The following is a 26,861-nucleotide window of genomic DNA, read 5'->3' on the forward strand; positions in this document are numbered from 1 at the left end:
AGCGGTTCGTGGAAGTTCTACTGCGCCCCTTGTTTGTAACGGTTTTGCTCACCGCGTTCTCGTTGAGCGCGTCGGCCTCGGGAACGTCCGAGATCGCTGCGGCCATCGATAAGGCCGCGCAAGCGGCCATAGCGGCCGGAGAGAGTCCGGGCTTGCAGGTGGCGGTGTTCAAGAAGGGCGCGCCCGTGCTCGTCAAGGGCTACGGCGTCGCGAGTCTGGAACTGAACGTGCCCGTCGACAACGACAGCGTGTTCCGCATCGGATCGGTCACGAAACAGTTCACTGCCGCGGCGCTGTTGAAACTGCAGGAAGAGGGCAAGCTTTCGATCCGCGACAAACTGTCCAAATACTATCCTCAGTATCCGCGTGCCGCCGACATCACGCTTGCGCAGATGCTTCACCATACCTCCGGATTGCATAGCTATACGGACGAGCGGATCTGATGGAGCGCGCAGGAACGCTCAACCTCACGACCGATCAATGGGTGCAGCGCTTCGCGAAGATGCCCAAGACGCAGGACTTCGAGCCGGGCACGAGCTGGCATTACAGCAACACGGCCTATTTCGTGCTCGGCGGCGTGATCGAGAAAGTGGCAGGCAAGCCGCTTGCGACCGTATTCGAAGAGCGTTTCTTCGCACCGCTCGGCATGCGTCACACGGCGCTCGATGACGAGAAAGCGATCGTGCCCGGCCGGGCCGCAGGCTATGACGGCGAGGGCCCGGGCAAATTCAAGAACGCCAGCATGCTTTCGATGACGATCCCCGGGGCGGCCGGGTCGATGCGCTCCTCAGCCACCGATCTTGCGAAATGGAATGCCGCTTTGTTCGGCGGATCGGTGCTCGAGCCTGCGTCCTTGCAGGCGATGATCGCACCAGGCCGGCTCAACAACGGTGAGCTGAGTGGTACCGCGATTCCCAAGGGCGATGGCGCCGAGCGGGGCGAGTATGGCTACGGGCTGGGCATCTCCAAGGTTGAAGGCCACACCCGGATCGGACACGGCGGTGGCATTCCAGGCTTCAATTCGTCCTTGCAGGAATTTCCCGATGAGCACATCACGGTCGCCATCATCGCCAACAGCATCGGCAAGGACGTGGGCGTCGCCAAGATCGCGCGACGGATCGAGCGCATCGCGCTCGGGCTACCTGCGCAGTAATCGTCACTCGGGTGAACGCATGTTTACGAGCGTGAGATTGGGTGGTGGGCTGTTGTTTGTTTCACTCGCCCTCGCAAGCACTGGCAACGGTGCCGATGTGCAGGGCGAGCCCAAGCCTGCTGAAGCCGCGCCAGCACCTGCTACATCACAGGATGCAAGCGGCGGTATCGAGCAGGGGATCTTCCGCATCAAGCCGCTGCGGCCCGTCGCGGTGCTGCGCGAAGAGGCCATGGCCGCGCAGCCGCCGACGGAACAAGGAACGTTTCGGGCTGCGGACCTCGTGGATCTCGCGACGCTCGATCCAACCATCCGGTTCGACATTCGGTACGCGACCGCCAACAACTTCCTCAGCACGCCCCTGTACGATGAGCCACGCGCGTTTCTGCAGCGACCTGCCGCCGACGCACTGTCGCGTGCACATCGCGCCTTGATGAAGCAAGGCTACGGCCTGCTGATCCACGACGCCTATCGGCCGTGGTGGGTGACCAAGGTCTTCTGGGAAGCGACGCCGGTGCAATGGCGCAAGTTCGTCGCCGATCCGTCCCAAGGCTCACGGCACAACCGCGGCTGCGCGGTTGATCTCACGCTCTATGATCTGAAGACCGGCGCCGCGGTACAAATGCCAGGCCTGTACGATGAGATGTCCGAACGTTCTTACCCGAGCTACGCCGGAGGAACGCGTGAGCAGCGACGGCTTCGCGACGTGCTGCGCGCGTCGATGGAGCGGGAGGGCTTTAGCGTTTATGAGACGGAATGGTGGCACTTCGACTTCAAGGATTGGCAACAATATCCGATCCTGAATATTCCGTTTGAGGCGCTCGATAACCCCTCCGACGTACCGGCCGCGACCGCGAACAACTCGCTCGCCGGTGTCTGGGCCGGTGAGTTGGCCTCGGGCGAGGCGAAGTTACCTCTGGCGCTCTCGGTGAAGCAGTTGAGCGGCGGCGAATATGTGGCGACGATGAGCAGCGTGAAGCAGGGCGCAAGTTTCACAGCCGACGCACTCTCACTCACGGCGGACGCCATTCGCTTCGAGATCAAGCCGATAGGCGGCGTGTACCAAGGCAAGCTCGACGCCGACGGCGCCGGCATCACGGGCACCTGGCGGCAGTCGGGCGTGCCCGAACAGCCACTCTCATTCAAACGCAGCAGCGCCGCCCCAGCGGCGAAGCCAGCCACGCAGCAGGGACCCGCCAGCAAGCCGTTCAGTGTTCCGATGAACGTGAACGTGCCGATCGCGCCGACGACGTTCAGCGCCGGGGGTAAGGCACATCTCGCTTACGAGCTCCATATCACCAACCTCGGCCAGTGGGAGCTGCAGCTGTTATCGCTCGAAGTGGTCGACGCCGAGGACGCCTCCCGGGTCTTTGCAGCCTTCAGTCAGGCCGATCTCGAACGGATGATGCGTCAGGCGAGTGAGAAGACGATGCTCGGGCCGCAGCAGGCCGGTGTCGTGTTCGTCTGGGTGACGTTCGATCGCTTGCACGATGCGCCGACCAGGTTGAGCAATCGTTTCAAGGTGAGGCTGGGTGATTACCCGGAGACGATCGCAGTCCAGACTCGCCCGCTCGCGGTGGCGCAGAATTCTCTGGTGATTGGCGCGCCGCTGAGCGGGGAGCGTTGGGTCGCCGCCAACGGACCGTCCAACACCTCCGGCCACCGTCGCGCGTTGATTCCAGTGGACGGACACGCCGCCATCGCGCAGCGCTTCGCCATCGATTGGGTGCAGGTGGGCGACGATGGCAAGACCTACCGCGGCGATCCGAAAGACAACAAGAACTACTACGCCTTCAGCCACGATGCATTGGCAGTGGCGGACGGAGTCGTCGCCGCGGTGCTGGATGGAATTCCGGAGAATGTGCCGGGCATCGATTCGCGCGCCCAGCCGATTACGCTCGCGAATGTCGGCGGCAATTACGTCCAGCTCGATGTGGGCGGCGGGTTGTATGCGTTTTACGCGCATCTGCAGCCTGGCTCGCTGCGAGTCAAAGTCGGTGACAAAGTGCGCCGTGGCCAGGCCATCGGCCGGGTCGGCAACACTGGCAATTCCACCGAGCCGCACCTGCACTTTCACATTTCCAATTCACCCGAGCCGCTGGGCGCCGAGGGCTTTCCTTACGCCCTGCGGCGCTTCGAAGTTCAGGGCTCCACGAAAGTCGAGGGCGATGAGATCAAGGCGCAGCTCGCCGTCCCCGGCAAGTCGGAAACGCGTGCGATGGCGATCCCGGCAGACGGTGAGATCGTCAAGTTCGACAAGTAGAGCATCGATGCCGGTCTGCTGATTCAGGAACCTTAAGAAATGAGCGATCCAATGTTGACCCGTTGCCACCCTCGCGCGCGCGCCATGGTGGCGTTAGGTGGCGTTGTGTTGATGTTGGCTGGACCCGTGCGTGCCGATGAGCCGGCGTACGACTATGACCTCGTGATCCGCAACGGCCGAGTGCTCGACGGCCAGGGCAATCCGTGGGTGCGCGCGGACCTCGCTATCAAAGAGGGTCGTTTCGCCAGGATCGGTCATGTGCAGGGACGAGGCCGCCGCGAGATCGACGCGTCCAGCCACTATGTCTCACCGGGTTGGATCGACATGATGGACCAGTCGAGCGAGGTACTGTTGAAGAACGGCCTCGCCGAAAACAAATTACGGCAGGGTGTTACAACGGCGATTGCGGGAGAGGGCGGCACGCCGGTGCCCTCGGCACAGGTGGCCGACTATCTATCCCAGCTCCAGACTCAAGGCATCTCGCTCAACTTTGGCACGTACTACGGCGCGGGTCAGGCGCGCATCGAAGTGATGGGCGACGTCGCCGGCAAGCCCACCGATGCGCAGATGACAGAGATGAAGGCGCATGTGGCCGAAGCGATGCGCGCCGGCGCCATGGGCATCGCCACCGCACTGATCTATCCCCCTTACAGCTTTCAGAGTACCGAGGAGCTGATCGAGCTCGCGCGCGTCGCCGCGCAGTATGGCGGCATCTACGCGAGCCACATGCGTGATGAGAGCGCAAAGCTGCTGGATGCCATTGGCGAGTCGATCGAGATCGGCGAGAAGTCGGGCATTCAAGTGGAGATCTTCCACTTCAAGGGCGCTTACGCACCGGGCTGGGGCAAGCTCGTGCCCGAAGGAGGCCGACTGATCGAGGCTGCGCGAGCGCGGGGCGTCGACATTGCCGCAGACATGTATGTCTACCCGGCCGGTGGCACGGGCCTGGAGATCACCGTGCCCAGTTGGGTGTTCGAGCAGGGGCTCGAGCAAGCGGTGCAACGCCTGAAGGATCCGAAGATCCGCGAGCGTTTGAAAAAGGAAGTGGCCGCGGGCTCGCAGCCTGGTTGGTCGAACCTCGTCGAGGCCGCCGGTGGTTGGCAGGGCGTCGTGCTCGCCAATCCATTCAACGAGCGCTACGAGCGCTACCGCAACCGCAGTCTCGCAGACATCGGCAAGCAATTGGGCAAAGATCCGGCGGACGTTGCTTGGGACATGGTGCTCGAGGCGCTGCCGAATCGTGCCTATGCCCTTTATTTCATGATGAGTGAGCCCGACATCGAGACGGCGCTCAGGTTCCCGTGGATGAGCATTGGCAGCGATGCGGGCGCAGCCGAGAAGCCGGGCGAGATGGATGCCATCGGCTTGCCTCATCCGCGGGCCTATGGGAACGCCGCGCGTGTCATCGCGGAGTACGTGAAGAAGCGCCACGTCCTTACTCTCGAGGATGCTGTGCGCAAGATGACCTCCTGGCCGGCGACACGCATGCGACTGTACGACCGTGGAGCGATTCGAGAAGGCCTGAAAGCCGACGTGACCATCTTCGACTACGAGCGCATCGACGACGTTGCAAGCTTCGAGAATCCCATGGGGTCTCCGACCGGCATCGATTACGTGCTCGTGAATGGTCAGCTGGTCATCGACCAGGGGCGCCATACCGGCGCAATGCCGGGTAGCGTACTGCGCGGCGGTGGTTATCACGGGCAGAAGTAGCACGGCCTCGCTGGGGCGAGAGCGCCGTTGACTGTAGTTTCTCCAATAAGAGAAATTTTTGACTAATAGGACTTTAACGTCCTAACCTAGCCTCAAACAAACATCACGGGGATTGGCCATGGGCGACGATTCAACGCGTTCTCTGGTTCGCGCGGCTCTTGGTTTGACGCTGGTCTTTGGTGGCGAATTTGCTTTAGCGGCGGAGTCGCCTGCGGGCGGCTCCGCCGATCCGGGTGACACGCTCGAAGAGCTGACGGTGACTGGCTCGCGCATCGAGCACAGCGGTTTCCAGGCACCCACGCCGGTTTCGGTCCTCGACGCCTCGCAGGTGGAGCAGCGCGGGGCCACAAATATCGCCAATGTGATCAACGAAATCCCGGCCTTCACCGGTACGATCACGCCGGCATCCACGGGCCTGAACAGTCGCCAGAACGGCATCAACGCAGTGGATCTGCGCGGCCTCGGCACCAATCGCAATCTGGTGTTGTTGAATGGTCGGCGCGGAACGCCGTTTGATGAGTTTGGCAACGTCGATTTGAACGCCGTGCCGTCGCTTGCGATCGGGCGCGTCGAAGTGGTGACCGGTGGCGCCTCGGCGGCCTGGGGCTCCGATGCCATTTCCGGTGTGGTGAACTTGATCTACGACGATGAGCTCGAGGGCTTCAAGTTCAATGGCCAATACGGACAGTCCGAGCATGGCGATGCCGAAGACACTCGCCTTGCGGCGGCGTGGGGAGCCTCGCTCAATAGCGGCAGTGGCCATTTCCTGCTTGCTGCCGACTACAACAAGAACGAAGGCGTGCCCGAAGGGCGCGATCGCGATTGGCAGCGTCGCAGTCCCGCGCTCGTCAGCAATCCAGCCGATACCGGCCCGAACGACGGCATTCCTCAATTTTTGATTCGCGACAATGCCGTGCTGTTCATCGGCTCGCCGAATGGCGTCACGTTGCCCGACGTGACTGGCACTGCAGTCGACAATCTCGAGTTTTTCTCGAATGGCACGGCCCAGACCAGACAACTTGGCCAAGTCATGGACAACTTCATGATCGGCGGCAGCGGCTCGAGACTCGGCGATCGCAGCGCCATCTTCATTCCTACCGAACGTTTCAACATCCTCGCGACGTTTCGGCACGACATTGGCGAGAGCACCGAAGCGTTCGTCGAGACGAGCTTCGCGCAGTCGAAGTCGAGCGGCAAGTTAGTGGACGCGTTTTCGTTCGGCGAGGTCGTGATCATGCCGGACAACCCGTATCTGCCCGCGAGCGTGGCGGCGCTCGGCGAGGCCTTCCCGCTGTTCCGCACGTTCGAGGAAATCCCGCCGATCACCTCGGAATCCAAGAACGACAACGTGCGCTTCGTCGCGGGGCTCCGAGGCGACTTCGGCAACTCATTCAAATGGAATGCATCTGGCCAGTACGGCCGGACCAAGTTCTCCAACGAGCAGCCGCAGAACCTGCTCGTCGGAAATTTGATCCTTGCGGCCGATGCCGTGCGCGATCCGGTCAGCGGCAACATCGTCTGCCGCGCCAATCTGAATGGAGCAAACGGAGCGCCGGGCTGCGTGCCCATCAATCTGTTCGGCAAGGGTTCGCCGAGTGCCGCGGCACTCGACTACGTCACCGACCGGGGCACGTCCGACACCGAGATCAAGCAGAGCGTGTTCATGGCTGACGTGAGCGGCGAGCTGTTCGAGGCGTGGGCGGGACCGCTGCTGGGGACGTTCGGCGTCGAGTATCGCAAGGAACAGCTCGATCGCGTCGTCAATGCGCCCAACGAGAACGACGAGTTCCTCATCGTCAATGCGAAGCCGCTCAACGGTGAGTTCACGGCCAAAGAGGGTTTCGTGGAATTCGCGCTGCCCATGCTCAAGACGGACCGGCAGACGCTGGATCTGAACGCGGCCGCGCGCGTCACGGACTACAGTACCGTGGGCAGCGTGACGACGTGGAAGGCCGGTCTCGTGTACTCGCCGGTGGAATCCTTGCGCTTGCGCGGGTCGATCTCTCGCGATATCCGCGCGCCCAGCATCGGTGAAACTTTTGTCGAAACCGTTCTGCTGTTCGGCAATATCACCAATCCATTCCTGCCGGGCTCGCCGACTGAGTTCGTTGAAACGCCGACGCTGGGTAATGCCGAGTTGACGGAGGAAACCGCGAAGACGACGACGTTCGGCGCTGTGTATTCAGCGGGCGGCTTCCGTGCGTCCGTCGACTGGTATCACATCGACCTGACGGACACGATCGGTGTCCTCGCGCCGCAGAGTGTCGTGAACCGATGCTTTGCCGGCGAGACCTCGCTGTGCGATCTGATCGCGTTCAACCCCGACGGCAGCATCGATTCGATCGCCGGCAAGAACCTGAACCTCGGTGCTTTCGATTTGGAAGGCATCGACGCGGAGTTGCGCTACAGCCAGCCGCTCGGCAATGGCGATCTGAGTGTCGGTGTGATCGCAAGCTATCTCATTCACAAGGAGATCGCGCCCTCCGGCGGCGCGCCGCTCGACACTGCGGGCGAGGTCGGAACGGCATCCGGCTACGGCACGCCAGATTTCAAAGCAACGCTCAGCGTCGGCTACGATATCGGCGACTTGGGCGCGTTCGCACAAGTGCGTTACATCGGTTCGGGTGTTTACGATGCAACGTATGGGCCGGAAGAGCTGTCGGCGGCGGAGAATGACATTGGTGCGATCACCTACGTCGATCTCTCTGCCAACTACAACCTGTCGAGGCTCGGTTACGGCGACGTGCAGGTTTTCGCGGGCGTCGACAACGTGCTCGATAAGGACCCGCCGGTCATCCCGCTCAACTTCATATCCAACTTCGCCACGAATGGCTCGCATTATGACGTCATCGGGCGGAAGTACTACGTGGGGGCGCGGGTAAGATTCTAGGAGAAGGGGCGAGTCATCTCGCCACTTCATTGTGTCGATCGGAGACGACGCTCTTACCGGGTGACACGTTCGGCACGAGCGAGCCTTTGTCGATCACCAGCACGCCGTTCACCACGACGAATCGCATACCGGTACTGCGCTCGCCGGGTTGCGCATAAGTGGCCCGGTCTTGCACCGTCGCCGGATCGAACACGACGATATCCGCGTCCGCGCCTTCCTGGATCCGGCCTTTGCGCCGGGCCGCCGCGGTCGCCTTCTCGAGCCGCTGCGCCGGCATCAAACTCATTTTGCGGATCGCATCCATGAGGCTGATGGTTCGCAGTTCGCGAACGTAGCGCGCGAGAACGTTGCTGTAGGTGCCAGCATTGCGCGGGTGGCCCATGTCACCGTCGCTTGCGATCGATGTGAGCGGGTGGGCGATCACGGCATCGACGACTTCCTGACGGTTGACGAACAACACCACGGGCAAGGAATCTGGCGAGGCGTGCAACTCATCAAAGCGCTCTTTGGTCAGGCGCTCACCGGTGTCTGGCAGCATCAAGGAGTCATAGCCGATGCCGAATTTTTCCTGCCAGCCCGGATTGAAGAGCGCGGAGTTGATGGCGGTCATGCCGGCGACGTACGGATACGCCTCGGCCGTTACATCGAGGCCGCGTGCTTTCGCGCCGGCCACCATGGCAAGGCATTCGGGAACGTCGGCCAGGCACGTCGAGTTGATATGCACGATCTGAAGAGCGGCGCCAGTCACCGCCGCAGCGCCAATGACTTCGCTCACGGATTCGATGCTGGAGCCGGGTTCTTTTCGACCGACACTGCGGATATGCGTGAATACCGGCACGTTGCGGCTCGCGGCCGACTGGAAGATATGAATGATCTCCTGGCGCGTCGCGCCCGGCACGTATTGAATGCCCATGCCGATGCCGAGCGCGCCAGCGTCGATCTCGCTGGCGAGACGAGCCTGCATCTGAGCGACTTGATCGGCGGTCGCGGGGTCGTTCGTTGCAGGTCCGCTCGCCGGGATCAGGTCGGTCCCTGACAGTGGTGCGCCGAGCGCGGCGGCGCGCGCCGCGGCGTGACTTGCAGTCGTCCCATAGTTGATCAGTGAACGGCCCGACTTGCGCGCCAGGAACGCTTTGACGTCCGGCGCCCCGATCTCCATTTCGAGGCCGCTCGTGACGCCGTCGAAGGCTTTGAGCACGCCGGAAGCTTCATCCTGCCCATGCTGATGCAGATCGATGAAACCTGGCGCTACGACCAGTCCTCGCGCATCCAGAGTGCGTGTACCCGTGAGCGGCTCGGCAGAGATGCGCGCGATGCGGCCTTCGTTGATGCCAACGTGCAGGGTGGCATCCAGTCCGGTCTCAGGATCGAGCACCCGTCCACCGCGAATGACCAGGTCGTAAGGGGCGCTCCAAACGAGGGCCGGGGCTAAGGTTGTCGCCATCGCGACGATCAAATGTTTCATGCTATTCCTCTGCGATTCCTGCGAGCGTCTCAAGACTTCCTGCACTCCGGTCCGCCTCACACGATATAGCACTAAGAAGCGAGCCTTGGCAGAATTTCTATCGATCGCAGATAGAAATCGTGCATTGCCTGCATGGCGGCGCGCTCGCTATAAAACCTTGGCTCCCGCGCAGATGGCGCGACGATGTGAACTGTGAAATGAGGACCATGAGTTGCATACGCATCGCCCCGACCACGCGCCGTACTGTCGAATAGTGAGATGACCATGAGCAGCACGATTCCGCTCAAGATGCAGGTTGAGATCGAGCGCCTGCGACTGAAATCGCCGTTCCGCATTGCCGGCTACACGTTCAATGAAGTGCCCGTGGCGGTGGTCACGTTGCACAGTGAGCGCGCCTGCGGTCGAGGCGAGGCCGCGGGCGTGTATTACTTGAATGACCCGCCGGAGCAGATCGTCCGCACGCTCGAGTCGCATCGTTCGACGATCGAGCGTGGCATCGATCGAGAACAGCTGCGGCAGTTGTTGCCATTGGGAGGCGCGCGCAATGCTATGGATTGCGCGCTGTGGGAACTCGAGGCGAGACATTCGGGAAAGCACGTGTGGACGCTGTGTGGGATCGATCAGGCTGTTCCAAGGATCACAACGTTCACGCTGAGCGCGGATGAACCGGCAGCGGTGTTGCGTTCAGCGGAGGCCTTGCCGCATGCACAGGCGCTGAAGCTCAAGCTCGATGGCGATGTACAGATGGATAAAGAGCGCGTGCGTGTCGTGCGAAAGCTGCGCCCCGATGCATGGATCGGTGTGGACGCGAACCAAGGCTACACGCTGAAAAGCTTGAATGCGGCCATGCCGACGTTTGTGGAGGCAGGTGTGAAGCTGATCGAGCAACCTCTGCGGCGCGGCCATGAGGCCGAACTGGAGGGATTCGACAGTCCCATTCCTCTGGCGGCGGATGAGAGTGTGCAGGGGCTGACCGATGTGCCCGGCCTGGTGGGCCGTTTCCAGGTTGTGAACATCAAGCTGGATAAGTGCGGTGGGCTCACTGAAGCGCTCGCGATGGTCAGGGAGGCGCGACGGCTGGGGTTGCAAGTCATGGTGGGCAACATGATGGGAAGCAGCCTCGCCACGGCCCCGGCCTTCGTGGTCGCACAGTTGTGCGACTACGTGGATCTGGATGGTTCCGTATTTCTGGCGGAGGACCGGCGTCCCGGCGTGACGTACCAGGATGGCAAGGTGCATTGCCCGAGCAGCCTCTGGGGCGACGTGAAGTAACAAACCATGAACTCAATGACCGAACTCGCGACGACACTCGATCTGCCCCGGCCCTATCTGTTGTTCCTTGGCGATATTACCGAGCCGGGGTTTGCCAAGACTGCTTATGGCCTGCGGGACTGGGGACGCGAGCAATGTGTTGGCGAGCTGTCCTGTTCGCCCGACGCCGTCACGCTCGGCTTACCCAAGCTCACGCCGGCGCAGGCGCGCGCCCAGGGGGCGCGCTCGATGATCATCGGCGTCGCCAATGTCGGCGGACGCATTCTCGAGAGCTGGATGCCCTCGTTACTCGATGCGTTGGCGGCGGGGCTGGATCTGGTGGCAGGCATGCATACCCGGCTCGTCGACACGCCTGCCTTGGTTGCTGCTGCCGAGCGTCACGGGCGTCGGCTGATCGATGTGCGCACGCCGCCGCGCGGGATTCCGACCGCGACGGGTCGCAAGCGCAGTGGCAAGCGACTCTTGGCAGTCGGAACAGATTGCGCGCTCGGCAAGAAATACACCGCGCTTGCGATCTGGAAAGCACTGAAGAAGCGCGGCGTGAGTGCGGATTTTCGTGCCACGGGGCAGACGGGCATCATGATCGCAGGCAGCGGCATGCCCATGGATGCGATCGTGTCGGACTTCGAGGCGGGCGCGGCGGAAGTATTGTCGCCGGGCGCATCGCCCGATCACTGGGACGTGATCGAAGGGCAGGGCTCGTTGTTTCATCCAGCGTACGCCGCGGTCTCGCTCGGTTTGTTACATGGCAGCCAGCCCGATGTGATCGTGGTTTGTCACGAAGCAGGCCGCACTCATGTGCTGGGCTTGCCGGAGTACGCGCTGCCGAGCCTGGAGGAGACGATCGATCTGAACCTGCGACTCGGTCGACGCACCAATCCCGCGATTCGCTGCGGCGGCATCAGCCTGAACACCTCGAAGTTGTCTGAGAGCGAGGCGCGTCGGTTGATGGCCTCGGAGAGCCGGCGGCTGGGCATGCCGGTCGCCGATCCCATTCGTGGCGGCGAAGAGTTCGAGCGCCTGCTCGACGCTTGCTTGCACGGCTGATGCAAACCTCATCCTGGTTTCAGCGCTACCTGCTGCCGGGCTTCGCCTTCAAGGCGGTGGTCATCGGCGGGGGGTATGCGACGGGCCGCGAACTCGTCGAATTCTTCCTGCCGAGCGGTCCGTACGGCGGGTTGGTATCGATGATCTTTGCCGGTGCGATCTGGAGCGTGATCTGTATCGCGACATTCCTGTTCGCTCGGGCCACGCACAGCGAGGACTATCGAACGTTCTTCCGCAACCTGCTTGGCCGCGGCTGGGTCGTTTTCGAGATCTCTTATTGTTTGTTGATCGTGCTCATTCTTGCCGTCTTCGGTGCGGCTGCGGGGGCGCTCGGCGCGGCGCTCTTCGGTTGGTCGCCGCTTGCCGGCACGCTGTGTCTGATGCTCGGGATCGCGCTCTTCGTGGCCTTCGGCAACGCGTCCGTCGAGCAGCTCTTCAAGTGGGTGTCATTCTTCCTGTATGGGGTCTATGGGCTGTTCCTGGTGCTGGCGTTGAGCAAGTTCGGCGATCGGATCGCGGCGAACTTCGCGCTCGATGTGCCAACGGACGGCTGGGCCTTCGCGGCCGTGACCTACACGGGTTACAACATCGTCGGAGCTGTCGCGATTCTACCGGTGCTGCGACACCTGCGAGACAATCGCGATGCGGTCATTGCCGGTGCGCTGTGCGGGCCGCTTGCCATGATCCCGGCGATTCTTTTCTTCGTTTGTATGGTGGCGTACTACCCCGAGATCTCAGCAGAAGCGCTGCCCTCGGATTACCTGTTGCAGCGATTGGGCTTTCCGCTGTTTCACGGCTTGTTTCAGCTCATGATCTTTGCCGCTTTGCTCGAGAGCGGCACCGGCAACGTGCACGCCGTGAATCAGCGCATCGCGCAAGTCTGGCGCGCCCGATTCAATCGCGACCTGCCGGCGCGGGCCCGGTTCATCTCGGCGGGTGTGCTGCTCATCGTCGCGATGTTGTTCGCCGAACGATTCGGTCTGGTCGCGCTGATCGCGAGCGGCTATCGCACGTTGTCGTATGTGTTGATCGTGGTGTACGTGCTGCCGCTACTGACCTATGGCCTCTGGCGGCTGGCAAGAACACAAACTCACCATGCGTATCTCTCAACAGATTGAAAAGCCTCACTGCGCGGCGATCCTCATCGGGGGCGGGCGAAACAATCAGCGGCGCGGAATGGCGCCGGGCGAGAGGATTTTCGTGGATCGACTGATCGCTCATGGCGATGAGCTCGGAGCTGTCTATGAAGAGATCGATCGGAAGTTGCAGGCCCATCCATCCGCTATCCATTGCCTTCTTGCATCGATCGTACGCGCGGCCGTTCTCTGTTCTGAGTTCGGCGTGTTGCGGGGGAAGACTTCTCGCAGTCCTGATGCACTGTCCGTGAAGGGGCGTGGGGTCAGCGGATCTTTCGCACAGGCGCTACGAGCCGATTTCGGGAAGGCCATGTTTGCCGTGATTGAGCTGAATAGCATGCGCAATGGTGGTGTGCTGCCAGTCGGCTTCATGCTCTCCGATGCCGCGGTCGGCACCCTTGCCAAGTATGTGCTTGAAACGACGCTGCCCGTCGCCTGACGAGTCAGATGGCTCATTGCGTTCGATCTTTCCTCGCGTCATTTCTCCAGCGGGTTGCTGCGCATTTGAATGTGCACGACCAGCGGCTTCGTGCCTTTGCCGCCCTCTTTGTGCCACGGCGTGCGATCGCCGCTCGGCACCCATAGACCGCGGCCTTTCCAGCCGGCCTTGGCGTCGTCGACGCGGCCTTCGAAGCCCTTGGTGTAGAAGCCGAGCGGATACGGAATGCGCAGCGTCACGAACTTGCGGTCAACCAGCGCGTGAACGCCATCGAACAAGTTGCCCGTGGCGATGGGCGTGTTCGCGCCCAGGCCCAGCGTGTTGTGCTGGTCGACCCAGGTGTAATAGCTCGATTCGACGCTCAGGTCGTTATCGCCCGCGAAGCTCGGGCCAGGCAATCGATGGAAGCGCCAACCTTCGGGACAGTGCGCGCCAGTCGCCTTCGCTCCGTTCAGTGGATCTTTGCATTTGCGCCGATCGAACTCGCCGAGATGTCCGCTGCCTAGCGAGACCCACACCACGCCACTGCGATCGATATCCGCGCCGCGTACGCCATAGCCAGGCAACGGCACGGAATACATTTCCGTGAGCTGAGTGCGTGGATCGAAACGCACGATCGCGCCGGGATAGCGGAATGCAACCGATCCCCAAACCGATCCATCCGCCGGATTCGGCATCACGGCGTAGAAGCCGCCGGCAATGCGTGCATCGAGCTTTGGATCGACCGGTTGGTCCGGCTCGGTCCACTGGTCGAGCTTGCCGTTGCCGTTCCTGTCGAGGACGAGCGGCGACCATCCCTGCGATGCCGCGGCATCGCCTGTCTCATCGAACTTCTTGGTATTGAGCCAGCCGACGACTTCGCCGCCGCCGCTAGTCCATAACGTGTGATCCGCATCTTCGGCGAATTGCAGATGATGCGTACTGAAACAGGTGTCGATGAAGGTGTATTGTTTCGTGCTCGGAACATATACCGCCAGATGCCGGGATGCTCGTTCCGTCGGAAACCGTTTCGCCGAGGGATGAGTCGAGCACTTCTTGCAAAAGCTGGGATTCGCGGCTGCGCGAATGCGGGCCGTGTACCACACGCGGCCTTTGTGATCGAGCATCGGGTTGTGCGCGTTCGCCTTGCTATCCCAGATCGCTTCATCGCCCCAGTAGGGCGACCGTGCGGTGACCGGATCTTCCTTCGTGGTCGGCGTGTTTGCATCGCGAACCGGCGCGTGGAATGTGGTCGCCGTATTGCGCACCGGGTCCAGGATCGGAAAGTCGTCGGTGCTGAGCTCCGGTGCGCCATAAAGCAGACCGTTGGCGTTGATGGTTGGATTGCGCCGATCGGTGCCCGACAGATCGTGCAAGTATGCCTTTGCGTTGGACCAGTCGCGCACGGTCGCAACGATGTTTCGTTCCAGCCCGCTCGGTCGCTGGGGTTGTGCCTTGGGCAACTCGCCCGCCGCGATCCGATCGGTCCAGTCCGCAAGGTATTTGATCGGCACGCCGCGGAGCTGACCCATCGCCGTCCTCGTCATTTGTCCGCCTGCTTGTCCGGATTGAATACGACGCACCCAGGCATCGTGCGAGGAATTGAATTTGCCGAGGCTCGGGGGAATCGTGCGTGTCGCGAGATTGCCCATCTGATGGCAGCCGACGCACGCCATGTTTTTCATCCACATCAAATATTCTTCGCGTTTGCCGGGTAGGGCCGCGATCTCGCTTTCTTCCGGCAGCCGCATCATCGAATACCAGTACGCTGCCGGGTAAATAGCCGCCGCCGCGGCCGCGTTCGGCGCAGGGGAGACCTTGAGATCCACTTGTTTGCCGGGCATCGCCTGCGTTTTCTGCGAATCGGCCAGCCCATAGCCGCGCACCCACACGGAATACGTTGCCTTTGGCAAGTCGGGCACGACGTATCGGCCGCGATCGTCGGTGACGACGATACGGGCGAAGCGTGTATCGAATGCATCCGTCTCGGCGATGACCCACACGCCGGCCTCCGGGCCCTTGGCGCCCGTGACGGTTCCGCCAATGTCGTCGGCGTCGAGGGCTGGCGCCTGGGATTCGGCCGATTCCGCGCTGACCGCGAGAATAATGGCGCTGAGTACGATGGGCCACGAACGTTGCATAGCTCGCTCCACGGGCGGGTCGGAGGATTCTAAGCGAAGTCATCAGGGGCGCGTTCGCCCGAAGAACGAGGCGCAATGGCGCGGCCGGCATCTTCATGCTCGTGCGTCAACGATTGAGCAATATCCTCCTGATCACGCTGCGTTATCGTGGCAGAGGCGGGGATTCGAGTGGTTGCCACTACATTGAAGGTGCGAATGCGCGGTCAACAAAAAGCAGAATGCGACGTGCATGCGCCATGGATGGCGACGCTTGGAGTGGCCTTGCTGGCAGTGACTGAGCTAAGCCGGGCAGCGCTACCGGCTGAGCCTTTCTGGCAATCAAGAGACAACCCGCAGCGCGAGACTTCCGTCTCGGTGCAACTGCCGCCGGGCATCAAGGTCGTGCCGACGGAACTGGAAGGCCCCGTCTTCGCGGATGAGCAAGGGATGACGCTTTACATCTGGCCGCAGCAGCAGTTGCGCAACGGAAACCTGGGCGATCGGCGCAACAGCGGCGTTTCCACCTGTGACGACACGATTTACAGGGAGACCTCGGGCCTCATGAGCCCGTACCCGCCGGGTTACCTGCTTCCGGATCTGGACAAACGACGCAGCTGCGAACAGCTGTGGAAACCGAAGCTGGCGCCTGCCGATGCCAAGCCCGTTGGCAACTGGACCCTGATCGAACGTGAGAGCGGCGAGATGCAGTGGGCCTACGACGGCTTGCCCCTCTATACCTCGGATCGCGATCGTGAGCCGGGCGATGTGCTCGCTGGCACGAAATCCATCATCGTGGGTGAACAAGGCGCCGCGCGCTTTCCGATCGGCCCGGCCGCCGACATTCCGCCGGAGCTGGAAGTCATGCCGTTTCGCACCGGCCACCTGCTGATCACGAACAAGGGTTATTCGGTCTACAGCTCCGATGCCGATGCTCCGAACCAATCAAATTGCAACAAGGAGTGCCTGAAAGACTGGGCGCCGGTGGCTGCGCCGCAGATCGCGAAGCCTCACGGTGAATGGAGCATCATCGAGCGCTCGCCTGGCATTCGGCAATGGACGTTCCGTGGCAAGCCGCTTTACACCTATCGGATCGAGAAGCGAACCCGCAGCATGATGGGGAGCGACAATCCCGGTTGGCACAACGTGTTCACCCAGCGCGCCTATTCGCCGCCATCCGAATTCACGATTCAGGACTCGCGCATCGGTCAGGTGCTGGCGGATGCAAGTGGCAAGACAATCTATCTCTATCACTGCAACGACGACGCGCTCGATCAGCAGTCTTGCGACAGCCCGGAGTCACCGCAACAGTATCGGCTTGCGATCTGTGGCAACTTCGATCCGAAGGTATGTCAGGTGACGTTCCCCTATGTGAAAGCCCGGTCTGGTGCGAAGGCCGATAGCGCGCTGTGGTCGGTGATCGAAATCGATCCCAACACCGGCAACCGCGCGCTGCCAGGTCAAAGGGGTGCGATATCGGTGTGGGCGTATCGCGATCGGCCCGTCTACACCTACGGCGAAGATGAGAAGCCCGGCGATGTCAACGGCGACAATTTCGGTGAGTTCAATGGCGCCCGCAACGGCTTCAAGGCGTTCTGGCTGCGCGACGATTATCGCGACAACGCGATGGGCATCTCGCTGAAAGACATTACGGGCCGCTGATATAGAGCATACGCGGGGTGAAGCGAGGCGCCGCGAATCAGTCCACGTTGCATAGCCAGCCCGCAAGAAAACATGTTCCTCGACGAGGCGTAAACGACCGTCGCATCTCTGATGGATGGTGATGGACGCTGCTGCGCTAGAGCCAATGCGACCCAAGTGACTTTTTTGCACAATTGGTCAGACCAATGGGATTTCTCGCTGTGGCGTTTGTAGTATGTCGCACGTTGTCCTCAAGCATGGGCGCACGCAGTGATCGCTTCTACGCCGCGAGAGGCCTGGTCAAACCAAAAGCCGCACAAGTACCGATAGCGTAAGGCCTTGCGGTAAGACCAATAGCCGATGTATGGTCGGACAAATTATGAGTTTTGGTCGGACCAGTTGCGGACGTGCCTGCCTCCCTGAAACCGCAGCGAATTGCGGTACGGGTTTCGATTAACCAGATGTTGGGGGACCGATGTCTAAGCGGAACGAGCTCTCCGGTTATCGCCCTTCAGAGATAGCGGTAACAGGCCTGACTGCCAGCATGGCAAACGCGCAGGCGCCACAGACAAATTTCTAACCAAAAATTGGGCGACTCTGAAATGAAAGTTTTAGAGGTTGCCTTAGGGGGCAAAGCTAAGATGAAACTCTCGATCGACGTCCGCCTGCTCGCTCTCATCATGCTGTTTTCGGTATTCGCGGTAGCCTCCGGCCCTCCCGCCGAGGCCGGAGGAGAACTGAGACTTGTCTGGAATGGCGACGCCGACAAAGGCGTCGCCATGCAAGTCGGAGGTCATGCGAACACAACTCGCGTCAACGCCTCCGGAGCGAAGATCACCTCCAACGCCAGTAGCGATGCCTTCCCCGGCATCTACTTCATTTTTGATGCAAAAGAGAGAGACAGAGGCTTTCTGAAAGTCCATCCCAAAGTATTCAGAAAGTTTGCGAGCTTCACGATCACCACAAAAGCGGGCGATGCCTACACGGATTACCTGGTTGCTCCCGTCTCCGGTCAGCAAAGGTCCAGCGACGGTGGCTTTGTGTTCTTGCTCGATGAGGTAGGGTCCGGCAAACACATCAATATGGCTTTCATCGATGAGGCGCTTCTGCTCCCTCTTGGCAGCGTGCCCTATCCCGAGATCATCCTTGAACTGAACGAGCTCATTACGCAGGCCGAAGGTTTGAGAGCCGGCAACCGGGAATTCCCGCTGCAGATCAGCCATACGGATGACGGTTCCGATGTGAACCGAGCTTTCCCGTGGGTGTATGCCAATGAGCTCATTGCTATCGATGACGCGCTCGAGTACGCGCGCCATGCACCCGTCGCCTGGGCCGCCGAAGCCATGGTTCGCCTCGAGGACGCCATGGCGGATCTCAGCGACAGGATCAAAGCGGACGGTTCAGATCCCTATTTCCGGCTCGATCCGGGCCCGGGCAGGTTGCCTGTCACAGTGACCGCGCCCACCAATGTCTGGAGCGCTAGAACACCGCTCGACGCCCGTGTGCCCGCCGACTTTGCGGGCGGCACATTCCAGGTGATTCCGTATCCTTTCGCGGATCGCGACGGCAAAGCCGATGTGCTGCAGATCAATTACATCCATAACGGAATCAGCACGTTCGGCGGCATCACCATGCAATCTCCCTTGTCCCCGAGCGTGAACGTCCCCGCAGGCGCAACCATCGAGTTCGATGTCTATTATCCGAAGAGCGCGCAGGGCAGATTCATGAGGTGGCGAGTCAGAACTACCAATGCTGACCTCGATAGCTACCTGAGAAATTACGAGTACAACAACCTCAATCCCGACTGGGTTGGCAGCTACAACGGTGAAACCTGGCTGAGGGCTCACCACAGCATCAACGCCTCTACCGGCACTTCCTCGAACTTCATTCTCGAGCTCCATGGCGAGACGGGTCGTCCCGCCGAAACCGGAATGCTTCTGGTCGCCAACGTCAAAATCACCGCGCCCGATCCCAACGGCATTCCGCTTCCCAACGTGGTCAACCTGGAAAACCAAAGTGTCGTGGCGCCTTTGAAGAGTGTTTACAACAAGGAGAATGGCCTGTTCATGGTCGGCGCGATCGGGACCGGATCGGTCACCGGAACCCGGGCGCGTCACTATGAAATCTTTGTCGACGGCAACAATTTGAAGGCTGAGGGCACGCATCCGCGCGGCCCGAACTGGCTGAGAAGCGTTAGTGGCGCGGCCCTGACGGGCGCGACAACTGTCCCTGGCACAGGTGAATACAATTTCCCAACCAATTCTTATTTGGCGATCCGGGATTCTGGGGCTCCGGGACAGTACAAAGCGCACGGCCACGTCTTGGCGTGGTACAACCAGGCGCCCGCATGGATGAGACAGATCATTCCCGCGAACCTTCCTTCCGGTTACAACGGCAGCACCAATTTCTACGGATTGGGCAACGGCGTTACGACCCAGGTTCGCGTCGACAGGGAAATGGTCAGACGAGTGCAGTTCAATCACACGATGTACGTGATGCGGCACTTCCTGACCACAGATACGAAATACGGCTCGAGCGTGTCCCGCGGCGTCATCCCTTTCAACTCATGGGACGTACTCAACGAAGAAATCCACGAAAGCCGCCACAGCGAGCTCATCCCGACGGATCCGAACACCTGGAGAACGAGTCTCAAGCACACCAACTGGCTCGTGGCGATGTCGGATGAGCTGATCGGCGGCGAGATCACGCAGCACTACATTTACTTGCTGTTCAAGCACGCGCACATCGCGGCTCCCAATGCCCGGATGGCGGCGGCTTACAAAGCAAACTACGCATCGCTTCCCGAGTACATGAAGCTCGACGGCCACGACGCGGACGGCAGCATTGACGCCTATATCGTCGCGAATCCTCCAAAGCTGACCTACAACGACTACGACATCTTCACCCGCAGCAAGGCGAGGACTGTCTACAACATGGTGCGCGCGCTGAACACCGCGTGGCTCTCCGATCCGCTGTATGACGGAAGGCCCCTCATCGAAGACGTCGGCATCCAGGGACACGATTCGGTGGGCAAGAGCCTTGCCAGCAACAATCAATATGCCATGGCCCTCTATGCCTCTCTCGTTGACCAAGGGCTTCTCTCCGGTATTGCCTTCTCGGAACTGGATCTCAAGCTGCCCACCGACGCCCCCGGCGGCGGCGCAACCGCTCCCGCGGTGCTCAACGTCAAGCAGTCCGACGCGCTGGGTTATCAGTACGCGCTGATGTACAAGCTGTTCACCAAGTTCGCCCCGTACATCGATCACATCATCAGCTGGGGGGTGTCCGGTTCAGGATGGCAGGGAAGCTATGTACTGTTCGACAGTCAGAGCAATGCCAATGGCGGCTACTACGGCGCCATGAAACCGGACAGATTCATTCTGGGACATTCATACCTGGACCAATATTTCGAAGGCGAATACGAGAAAGTCCAGAACGGCTATGAAATTGATCTTGGCGATCTGGGAAGCTATACACGCTGATCGCAATTGATGGCGGGCTGCCCCATTCGGGCCTTGGATGGCTCGAAGTGGGGCGGCGCCATCAAGATGACAGCCGCACGGGTTTGCGCATCGAATACGCCCTTTCGTGCCGACGTCACCGTGTTCAATGGAAGTGGTGGGCCGTAGTATTTAGAGGTTGCGATTGCTATCGCTTTGGAGGGCGTCAGCATGTTCGAGTACGGGACAAAAGTGGCAACCGCCGTCGTCGCAATGGCTTTGGCCTGTGTTGCATGGGGGCAGGAGCCCTCGTCAACGAATCGTTTCATCGCCCCAGATGACACTCCGCCTGCTCCCCGGACGCCCTCGAAGGTCGCTCCCGATTTGAGGGATATAGACTTTTCCTCGTTCGCTCGGATCGTCGGTCAAGTGAGCGGTCGCACCTTGGTTGTCGGCGCCGGGGTGTGCGCTCTTATCAACGCGACTTGGGATCATGAGCTCACCGGAGAGCAGTTTTATCAAGAGTTTGTGTCGATCGCACACGCTCTTGGGTTCATTGTTGTCGAGCAAGACTCTGTCACGACGATTTCGCTGGGTAAAGATCGCAAAGGCGCCTCGGCTTGTGGGAGCTATTCCAACAGGGCAAGCGCATCTGAGAGCGTTTCGGCAAGACCGCGATAGCTGCGACTCGCAAGCCGCCTATGATCAGAATGCTTCGATCAGGATGACGCGCGGGACAGAAGGGTGCGCGGTGGCGTGGGCTCGGAGGCAAGCCAGGCGAACTCCTTCGCATTCACGATCCACGCAGCCCATGCGACGGCGCAAGCGTCAAACTTTCAGTCCCACCGACTCTCGCTCGATCAGCGCCCCGAGCGCAGCGATACCGCGTTGAATCCTTTCGGGCGGCACGGTGACGAACGAGAGGCGAAGCGTGTTTCGCTGCGGTTCGTTCGCGAAGAACGGCGCGCCCGGTACGAACGCGACGTTCTCGGCAATCGCCTTCTGCAGCAGCTCGACGCTATCCATGCCCGTGGGTAAGTTCACCCAGATGAACATGCCGCCCTCCGGACGGTTCCAGCTCACGCCATTTGGGAAATGCTCCTGCATTGCTTCCAGCATGACCTGGCAGCGTTGCCGATAGAGTTCGCGGATCGTCGGAATGTGCGTGTCGAGGAAGCCATCCTTGACGCACTCGTAAACGATGCGTTGAGTAAACGAAGGCGTGTGCAGGTCCGCCGCCTGCTTTGCTTGCACCAACTTGCGATGCAGAGCTTGAGGCGCGATCAGATAGCCCACACGCAGTCCAGGTGTGAGCACCTTGGAGAACGAGCCCAGGTACACGACGTTCTCCGGCATCATCGACTTCAAGGTGGGCAGGGCGTCGCCACTGTATGAGAGCGCGCCGTAGGGATCGTCCTCGACGACCAGCAGCCCGGCCTCGACAGCGATTTTCGCGAGCTGCTCACGTCGTGCGAGCGGGATGCGGCGCCCGGTGGGATTTTGGAAGTTGGGCAGGCAGTACATGAAGCGCGCGCCGCTTAGATCCTCCCTGGTCAGCATCTCCAGCTGCGGCCCGTGCTCGTCCGAAGGCACGGACACATACGTCGGTTCGCTCAGTGAGAACGCCTGCAGCGCGCCGAGATAAGTCGGCGTCTCGACGAGCACGCGACTGCCCGAATCGATCAGGGTCTTGCCGAGCAGGTCGAGCGCTTGCTGCGAGCCTGTCGTGACCAGCACATCGGCCGGGTCGATGCGCACCGAGCCGGTCGAATGTCGGGCGGCGATCCACTCACGCAATTGCAGGTAGCCTTCGGTCGGGCCGTATTGGAGTGCCGGCGTCGGCGCCGTGGTGAGAATCGTCTGCGTGGCGGCGAGCACGCGCTCGACCGGAAAGGTGTCTGGCGAGGGCAAGCCGCCGGCGAAGGAGATGACCTCGGGCCGCTCGGTGATCTTCAGGATCTCCCGGATGACGGAGCTGGTGAGCTTCTGCGCGCGCTGTGACAGGGTCGGGTTCATGAATGTTCGCTCTCGACGGGCGACTCGCCAACACGCACGGTGCCACGAATCCCGCAAAGATGGCATGCACACTTGCCCCCATTTTTGTAATGTCAGATGGGGTGGGGCGGTAGACCTCGCTGCGTGCTTACCAGGCCGATATCAAGGCCGCTGGCCTCCCCGGACCGCAGACGGCTTCGGCATGGATAATTTGCGAAGTCGCTTGCGCGGCGCCGCCGTTGTGTCCCATCGAAGAACTAGGCGAGGATGATCTTGCGGGCCTCGCCGTCCGGGTCATTCACCATGCGACATTGATCGTCCCAAATCATGGTGCGATTCGATTGCGGATCGCTCGGCGCCCACGTGAGTCCGGAAATGCTTGGATTGCCCGTCGAAGCGAACGCTGCCCACGATGAAGCCATCTTGTTGGCGAGCGCCTGTGCTTCAGGTGTATTGCCGGTGCCTTGTTCGCAGCGCTTGGTGTTGTCGAAGCAGAACGCGAGTTCGGCTGTGTGCCACGCGCCGGGCACCCCATCCAGGATGGGAGTTTGCCAGGTGAAGTAATACGTGTACGCGGGCGCGGCCTTGAGGGCATGCTTCAATCCCGCCATCTTCACCACGTTGTTGCGAATGGCCAGGCCGTTCAATCCCGGTGTACCGCTGCAAATGTATGACAAGGTTCGAATCGTCTTCTGAGGATAGGCTTTCTTGAGTGCTTGGATGATCGCGCCGGCTTTCTCTTCTCCATAAGCCTTGGAGAGATTCGAGCGCCATTCATCCTCGGTAGGCCGTTGCGACATGCGATTGCCTTCTTCGGTGACGGAGCCAATCAGCATCGGCACATTCTTGGACACCTCGGGCGCGGCATCGAAGAACGATCGCATGTTGACGATCTTGTCATCGACGCAGGGCGACCAGCCCACACGCGGTGTACCCGGTGCGCCTGGTCCCATCACTGGCGGTCCAGCCGGATTGATCTTGGCGGCCGCCGCAGTGCCGGCCGCGGCAAGCTTCGACCACTCCATCTTCTGCAACGATCGAATGTCGTTGGGAGCAAGCCCCAGCTCCTTCATCACCAATCGTGCGAGCTCGCGCTGCTGTTCCCGGCTGGGAATATTTCCACCGCCGCCGGATTGAGCGGCGGCACGATGAAACAAACCCGCCGCGGACGGCATGCCCATCAGCGTCGTCACTTTCGAGCCGCCGCCCGATTGGCCGTAGATCATGACGCGATCCGGATCGCCGCCGAAGTTCGCTATGTTCTCGTGGACCCAACGCAGTGCCGCCACGAGGTCAGTCATGCCGACGTTTGCGGAACCTTCATAAGCGGCGCCGCCGATCTCCGCCGCATCGAAGAATCCAAGAACGTTCAAGCGGTGATTGACCGAGACTTGCACGACGTCGTGATGCCTCGCCATTTGCGCGCCTTCGTGCGAGGGCAACTCATACGAGGATCCGAAGCTGAAGCCGCCGCCGTGGAAATAAACCATCACCGCGCGCTTGCCGGTCAAGCTGGGTGTCCAAATGTTGAGCTTGAGCATGTCTTCGCTCTGCCAGCCGTCATCCCAATCCTGGATGAAGGTCTGTTCCGCGCTTGTCCACGTGTGCAGGTTCTGCGGGCAGTTCGCGCCATAGACGAGCGCCGGAAACTCATCCGCCCACGGGGTGGGCGGCTTCGCAGGCAACCATCGGTTCTCACCCGCGGTCGTTTGCCCGTAGGGAACCCCTTTGAAGGTGAATACCCCGCCATCGAGGTAGCCGCGCATCTTGCCGTATTGTGTCTTGGCGATTGCAGATCGCGGCGTTGAGAGATTTCCGGGGCCCGAATGAGCGCCCGTCTTGATGCTGTCGGATGCCGCAGCATAGTTCGCAGTCGCAAGGCCTACGCCGGCAGTGGAGGAAAGAATCAGCGCCTCTCGACGAGTGAGTCCTGTGCGCCTTCTGGAATCGACCATGAAGTCCCCCTGCATTACATGTTTGTCAGCGTCCAACGAGGCTGGTTGCTACAAGCGGCTGTTCAGTCCAACCAGGGGTCGATCGTTCTCATCGAGAAACCTGGCGCAGAAGTCCGTCGCGCCCCCGCCGTTGATGATGGCAGCGCGGATGACGTTGCGTCCTTTGCGCAGCGTGACGCGGCGTGAGACGCCATCATCGATCACGCTCTGACGGTCGTCGTTGAGCGCGATCACCGGTTCACCGTTGAGCCACCAGCGTGAGGCGGCATTGGAGCCGATGGCCAATCTCACGTTCTGCATTTCGCGTGGCGCATCGATGGCGGTCTCGACCCAGAACAGCACGTTGGACGTGGGCTTCGAGAGCGACCACGCGAAGTGATACAGGTTGAGGTTGTAGTTGAGCGTATCGAGTGCATGCCAAGCGTGCTCGGTACCGTTGATCGTGACTTTCGCGCCGTCGCTGGGTTGCGCGGTCTCGGGAAGCGCGGCGAGCTTCAGTGCTTCTTTGACAGCGGGCTCGGTGAGACGGCCCGCCACCGGCACCGGTTCGAGCACGAACCAGCGATGGATGAAGCCGCGCGAGTCCACCGGCTGGGCGTCGCCTTTGGGGCGCGTCAATGTCGAGGGCGCAGGGCGCGCTGCCTCCTGTGCGTGCACGAGGCCTGAAGCCGCCAGGCTCAGCGAAAAAACAAAGAGGGCGATTCTCATCATGGGGCTCCGAGCAGCCAGCGCTGACGATCGCTGGCGGGATCAAACTTCGACAGCGTCGGCGTGCTGCTGCCGACCGCAGACAGCGCCCAGGTGGCGGTCGAATCCGGTACGGACTTGGGACTGATGCGATAGGTGCCGTCGACGAGCTGGTCGATGCGCCACAGCTGCTCCGGCGCGCCGGTGAAAGACGAGGCTTCGAGCTCGCCACCTTGGGTCGCCGTGAGCGATCGTTCCGTGCCCGCGACGGTGATACGGAAATACGGCGCGCCCGGATAACCGCCAACGCCGGCCACAGGCGCGATGATCCATTTCTGCTGGGCTTGCAGCATCGCGGGCGCGAGACGTACGCCGGTGACCGTGGGCCAGTTCGCGGCGACCTGAGCGGGCTCTTGATCGGCAATGGGTGGGCCAATCTGAGGTACGAATGGAGCACCTTCCGGCGGCGGTCCCGATGTTGGCGGGCCGCTGGCGACGATGCTACTGCCCGGTGGACCGCCCCGACGCTGGCGGAATCCGCCGACGGGCGATCCCTGCACAGCAAGCTCGAGCACCGTTCCTGTCCTCGCAGACTCGATGCTGTAGGCGCCCGCAACCAGGTTGTCACCCGCGACGGGCCAGCCATCGCGCCAGAGCAGCGGGCGGATGTCGAGCACGCTCACACCGCCTCGATCGAGGTCCGCCTCGTAGTGCAAAGAAAATTTTTGCACGCCGTCGCCGAGATCCAGCAACCCGAAGTGTCCCGGTCCGATGTGACGTCCGCGAGAGGCGGCGAACAGCTTGCCGCCGCCTTCAATCATGTCCACGCCCATGTTATCGAGATAAGGACCGGTGACTTTGCGCGAACGTCCCATGCGAATGTTGTACGTCGAGTTCGCGCCCTGGCAGCAGGAGCCGTGCGTGACGAGCAGGTAATACCAACCCTCGCGATGAAGCAGGATGGCCGCCTCGGAGTTGATAGCGACGTTCACCGGTTTGCGATTGGGGTCACGACGCAAACCGGTCTTCGGATCGAGCTCGACGAGGCGGATGTAGCCGAAGTACGAGCCGTAAACGAGCCACAGACGTCCGTCCGGATCGAGCAGCACGCCTGGATCGATGGCGTTGCTGTCCTCGACACCGTCCGACCAGACCACGGGCCCGCGGTCCTCGCACTTGTAACCGGGCGCCTCCGGCGAGAGGGTCGGACACACGAGCAGACCGATCGCAGACTTCGGCTGCGTACCCGGTGCGGAGTAGTAGACGAAGAACTGGTCTCCAACTTTGATGACATCCGGCGCCCAGGTGTTATTGCCGCCCTTCGCGAGCACCTCCGGTCCGGCCTTGCCGCCGGGGACTGCGGACATCAGCGAGCCCGCGCGCTTCCAGGTCCAGCCATCTTCCGAGGTGAGGATCGGAAGGCCCGCTCCCGTGCCGTAGGTGTAATAGCGGCCGTCGTGAAAGACGATCGTCGATGGATCATGGACGATGACTTCGCCATCGAGGGCGAGCGCTGGAAGGGCGAAGGACGCCGTCAGCAACCAAAGAATTTTCTGCAGCATGTGTGCTCAGTGATGTGCCACTCGGCGCGTAATGTACCCGCTTTCATTCGCGCAAAGCCAATCGCTAATAAAATCGAATGGTGTATGGTAGAGTCCTCGAAGGCGATCGC

Annotated in this window: 18 protein-coding genes; 12 read left to right on the plus strand and 6 right to left on the minus strand. The window is 61.3% G+C overall.

The window, feature by feature from the left end; genetic code table 11:
- Positions 1-8: 8 nt before the first annotated feature.
- The 5 genes from GYH35_RS35095 (at position 9) to GYH35_RS07090 (ending at position 8,016) form a co-directional block, all read left to right on the plus strand.
- Entirely contained in the window at positions 9-443 is a 435-nt protein-coding gene (locus GYH35_RS35095) for a serine hydrolase domain-containing protein (RefSeq protein ID WP_161828019.1), read from the plus strand.
- Positions 443-1,153 carry a serine hydrolase domain-containing protein gene (locus GYH35_RS35100; RefSeq protein WP_161828020.1) on the plus strand — a complete coding sequence of 237 codons (711 nt, stop codon included), beginning with the start codon at positions 443-445 and terminating at the stop codon, positions 1,151-1,153. The genes GYH35_RS35095 and GYH35_RS35100 overlap by 1 nt, the downstream gene beginning before the upstream one ends.
- Before the next feature lie 19 nt (positions 1,154-1,172).
- Complete coding sequence (locus tag GYH35_RS35250; protein ID WP_202624138.1) at positions 1,173-3,413, plus strand: M15 family metallopeptidase; 2,241 nt, start codon at positions 1,173-1,175, stop codon at positions 3,411-3,413.
- Between the two features lie 39 nt (positions 3,414-3,452).
- The gene (locus tag GYH35_RS07085; RefSeq protein ID WP_202624139.1) at positions 3,453-5,126 is read left to right on the plus strand and encodes an N-acyl-D-amino-acid deacylase family protein; all 1,674 of its coding nucleotides are present in this window, start codon (positions 3,453-3,455) and stop codon (positions 5,124-5,126) included.
- 118 nt (positions 5,127-5,244) lie between these two features.
- Positions 5,245-8,016: a TonB-dependent receptor plug domain-containing protein gene (locus tag GYH35_RS07090; protein WP_161828022.1), complete on the plus strand. Its 2,772-nt coding sequence runs from the start codon at positions 5,245-5,247 to the stop codon at positions 8,014-8,016.
- Between the two features lie 13 nt (positions 8,017-8,029).
- On the opposite strand, the gene GYH35_RS07095 is transcribed toward GYH35_RS07090, so the two are convergent.
- Positions 8,030-9,481: an amidohydrolase family protein gene (locus tag GYH35_RS07095; RefSeq protein WP_202624140.1), complete on the minus strand. Its 1,452-nt coding sequence runs from the start codon at positions 9,479-9,481 to the stop codon at positions 8,030-8,032.
- A gap of 264 nt (positions 9,482-9,745) precedes the next feature.
- Here GYH35_RS07095 and GYH35_RS07100 point away from each other — a divergent pair, with 264 nt between their 5' ends.
- Genes GYH35_RS07100 through GYH35_RS07115 form a run of 4 tightly spaced genes read left to right on the plus strand, consistent with a single transcriptional unit; the run spans position 9,746 to position 13,375 of the window.
- Positions 9,746-10,753: a dipeptide epimerase gene (locus GYH35_RS07100; protein ID WP_161828023.1), complete on the plus strand. Its 1,008-nt coding sequence runs from the start codon at positions 9,746-9,748 to the stop codon at positions 10,751-10,753.
- A 6-nt stretch (positions 10,754-10,759) separates the two neighbouring features.
- Complete coding sequence (locus tag GYH35_RS07105) at positions 10,760-11,800, plus strand: DUF1611 domain-containing protein (protein ID WP_161828024.1); 1,041 nt, start codon at positions 10,760-10,762, stop codon at positions 11,798-11,800.
- Positions 11,800-12,918, plus strand: coding sequence for a YkvI family membrane protein (locus tag GYH35_RS07110; protein WP_161828025.1), 1,119 nt, complete (start codon positions 11,800-11,802; stop codon positions 12,916-12,918). Before GYH35_RS07105 ends, GYH35_RS07110 begins: the two co-directional genes overlap by 1 nt.
- A complete protein-coding gene (locus GYH35_RS07115) occupies positions 12,896-13,375 on the plus strand; it encodes a hypothetical protein (protein ID WP_161828026.1) in 480 nt (159 codons plus the stop codon). Before GYH35_RS07110 ends, GYH35_RS07115 begins: the two co-directional genes overlap by 23 nt.
- A gap of 38 nt (positions 13,376-13,413) precedes the next feature.
- Here the strand turns inward: GYH35_RS07115 and GYH35_RS07120 are convergent, their stop codons facing one another.
- Complete coding sequence (locus GYH35_RS07120; protein ID WP_161828027.1) at positions 13,414-15,495, minus strand: carboxypeptidase-like regulatory domain-containing protein; 2,082 nt, start codon at positions 15,493-15,495, stop codon at positions 13,414-13,416.
- Between the two features lie 195 nt (positions 15,496-15,690).
- Between GYH35_RS07120 and GYH35_RS07125 the strand changes: the two genes are divergently transcribed.
- The 3 genes from GYH35_RS07125 to GYH35_RS35375 all read left to right on the plus strand — a co-directional run bounded on the left by GYH35_RS07125 (position 15,691) and on the right by GYH35_RS35375 (position 21,233).
- Complete coding sequence (locus GYH35_RS07125; RefSeq protein ID WP_161828028.1) at positions 15,691-17,133, plus strand: COG4315 family predicted lipoprotein; 1,443 nt, start codon at positions 15,691-15,693, stop codon at positions 17,131-17,133.
- A 620-nt stretch (positions 17,134-17,753) separates the two neighbouring features.
- Positions 17,754-20,594 (plus strand): endo-1,4-beta-xylanase, encoded by a 2,841-nt coding sequence (locus GYH35_RS07130; RefSeq protein ID WP_161828029.1) that lies wholly within the window; start codon positions 17,754-17,756, stop codon positions 20,592-20,594.
- Positions 20,595-20,825: 231 nt separating this feature from the next.
- Entirely contained in the window at positions 20,826-21,233 is a 408-nt protein-coding gene (locus GYH35_RS35375) for a hypothetical protein (RefSeq protein WP_407700198.1), read from the plus strand.
- A gap of 147 nt (positions 21,234-21,380) precedes the next feature.
- On the opposite strand, the gene GYH35_RS07135 is transcribed toward GYH35_RS35375, so the two are convergent.
- The 4 genes from GYH35_RS07135 to GYH35_RS07150 all read right to left on the minus strand — a co-directional run bounded on the left by GYH35_RS07135 (position 21,381) and on the right by GYH35_RS07150 (position 26,751).
- Positions 21,381-22,568, minus strand: a complete 1,188-nt coding sequence (locus GYH35_RS07135; RefSeq protein ID WP_161828030.1) for an aminotransferase-like domain-containing protein — start codon at positions 22,566-22,568, stop codon at positions 21,381-21,383.
- 236 nt (positions 22,569-22,804) lie between these two features.
- Positions 22,805-24,517, minus strand: coding sequence for a carboxylesterase/lipase family protein (locus GYH35_RS07140; RefSeq protein WP_308683786.1), 1,713 nt, complete (start codon positions 24,515-24,517; stop codon positions 22,805-22,807).
- Between the two features lie 33 nt (positions 24,518-24,550).
- Positions 24,551-25,213, minus strand: coding sequence for an acetylxylan esterase (locus GYH35_RS07145; RefSeq protein ID WP_161828032.1), 663 nt, complete (start codon positions 25,211-25,213; stop codon positions 24,551-24,553).
- Positions 25,210-26,751 (minus strand): family 43 glycosylhydrolase, encoded by a 1,542-nt coding sequence (locus tag GYH35_RS07150; RefSeq protein ID WP_161828033.1) that lies wholly within the window; start codon positions 26,749-26,751, stop codon positions 25,210-25,212. Before GYH35_RS07150 ends, GYH35_RS07145 begins: the two co-directional genes overlap by 4 nt.
- Positions 26,752-26,861: the final 110 nt, after the last annotated feature.

This window comes from Steroidobacter agaridevorans (assembly GCF_009932555.1).
GTDB classification, from domain to species: Bacteria; Pseudomonadota; Gammaproteobacteria; order Steroidobacterales; family Steroidobacteraceae; genus Steroidobacter; species Steroidobacter agaridevorans.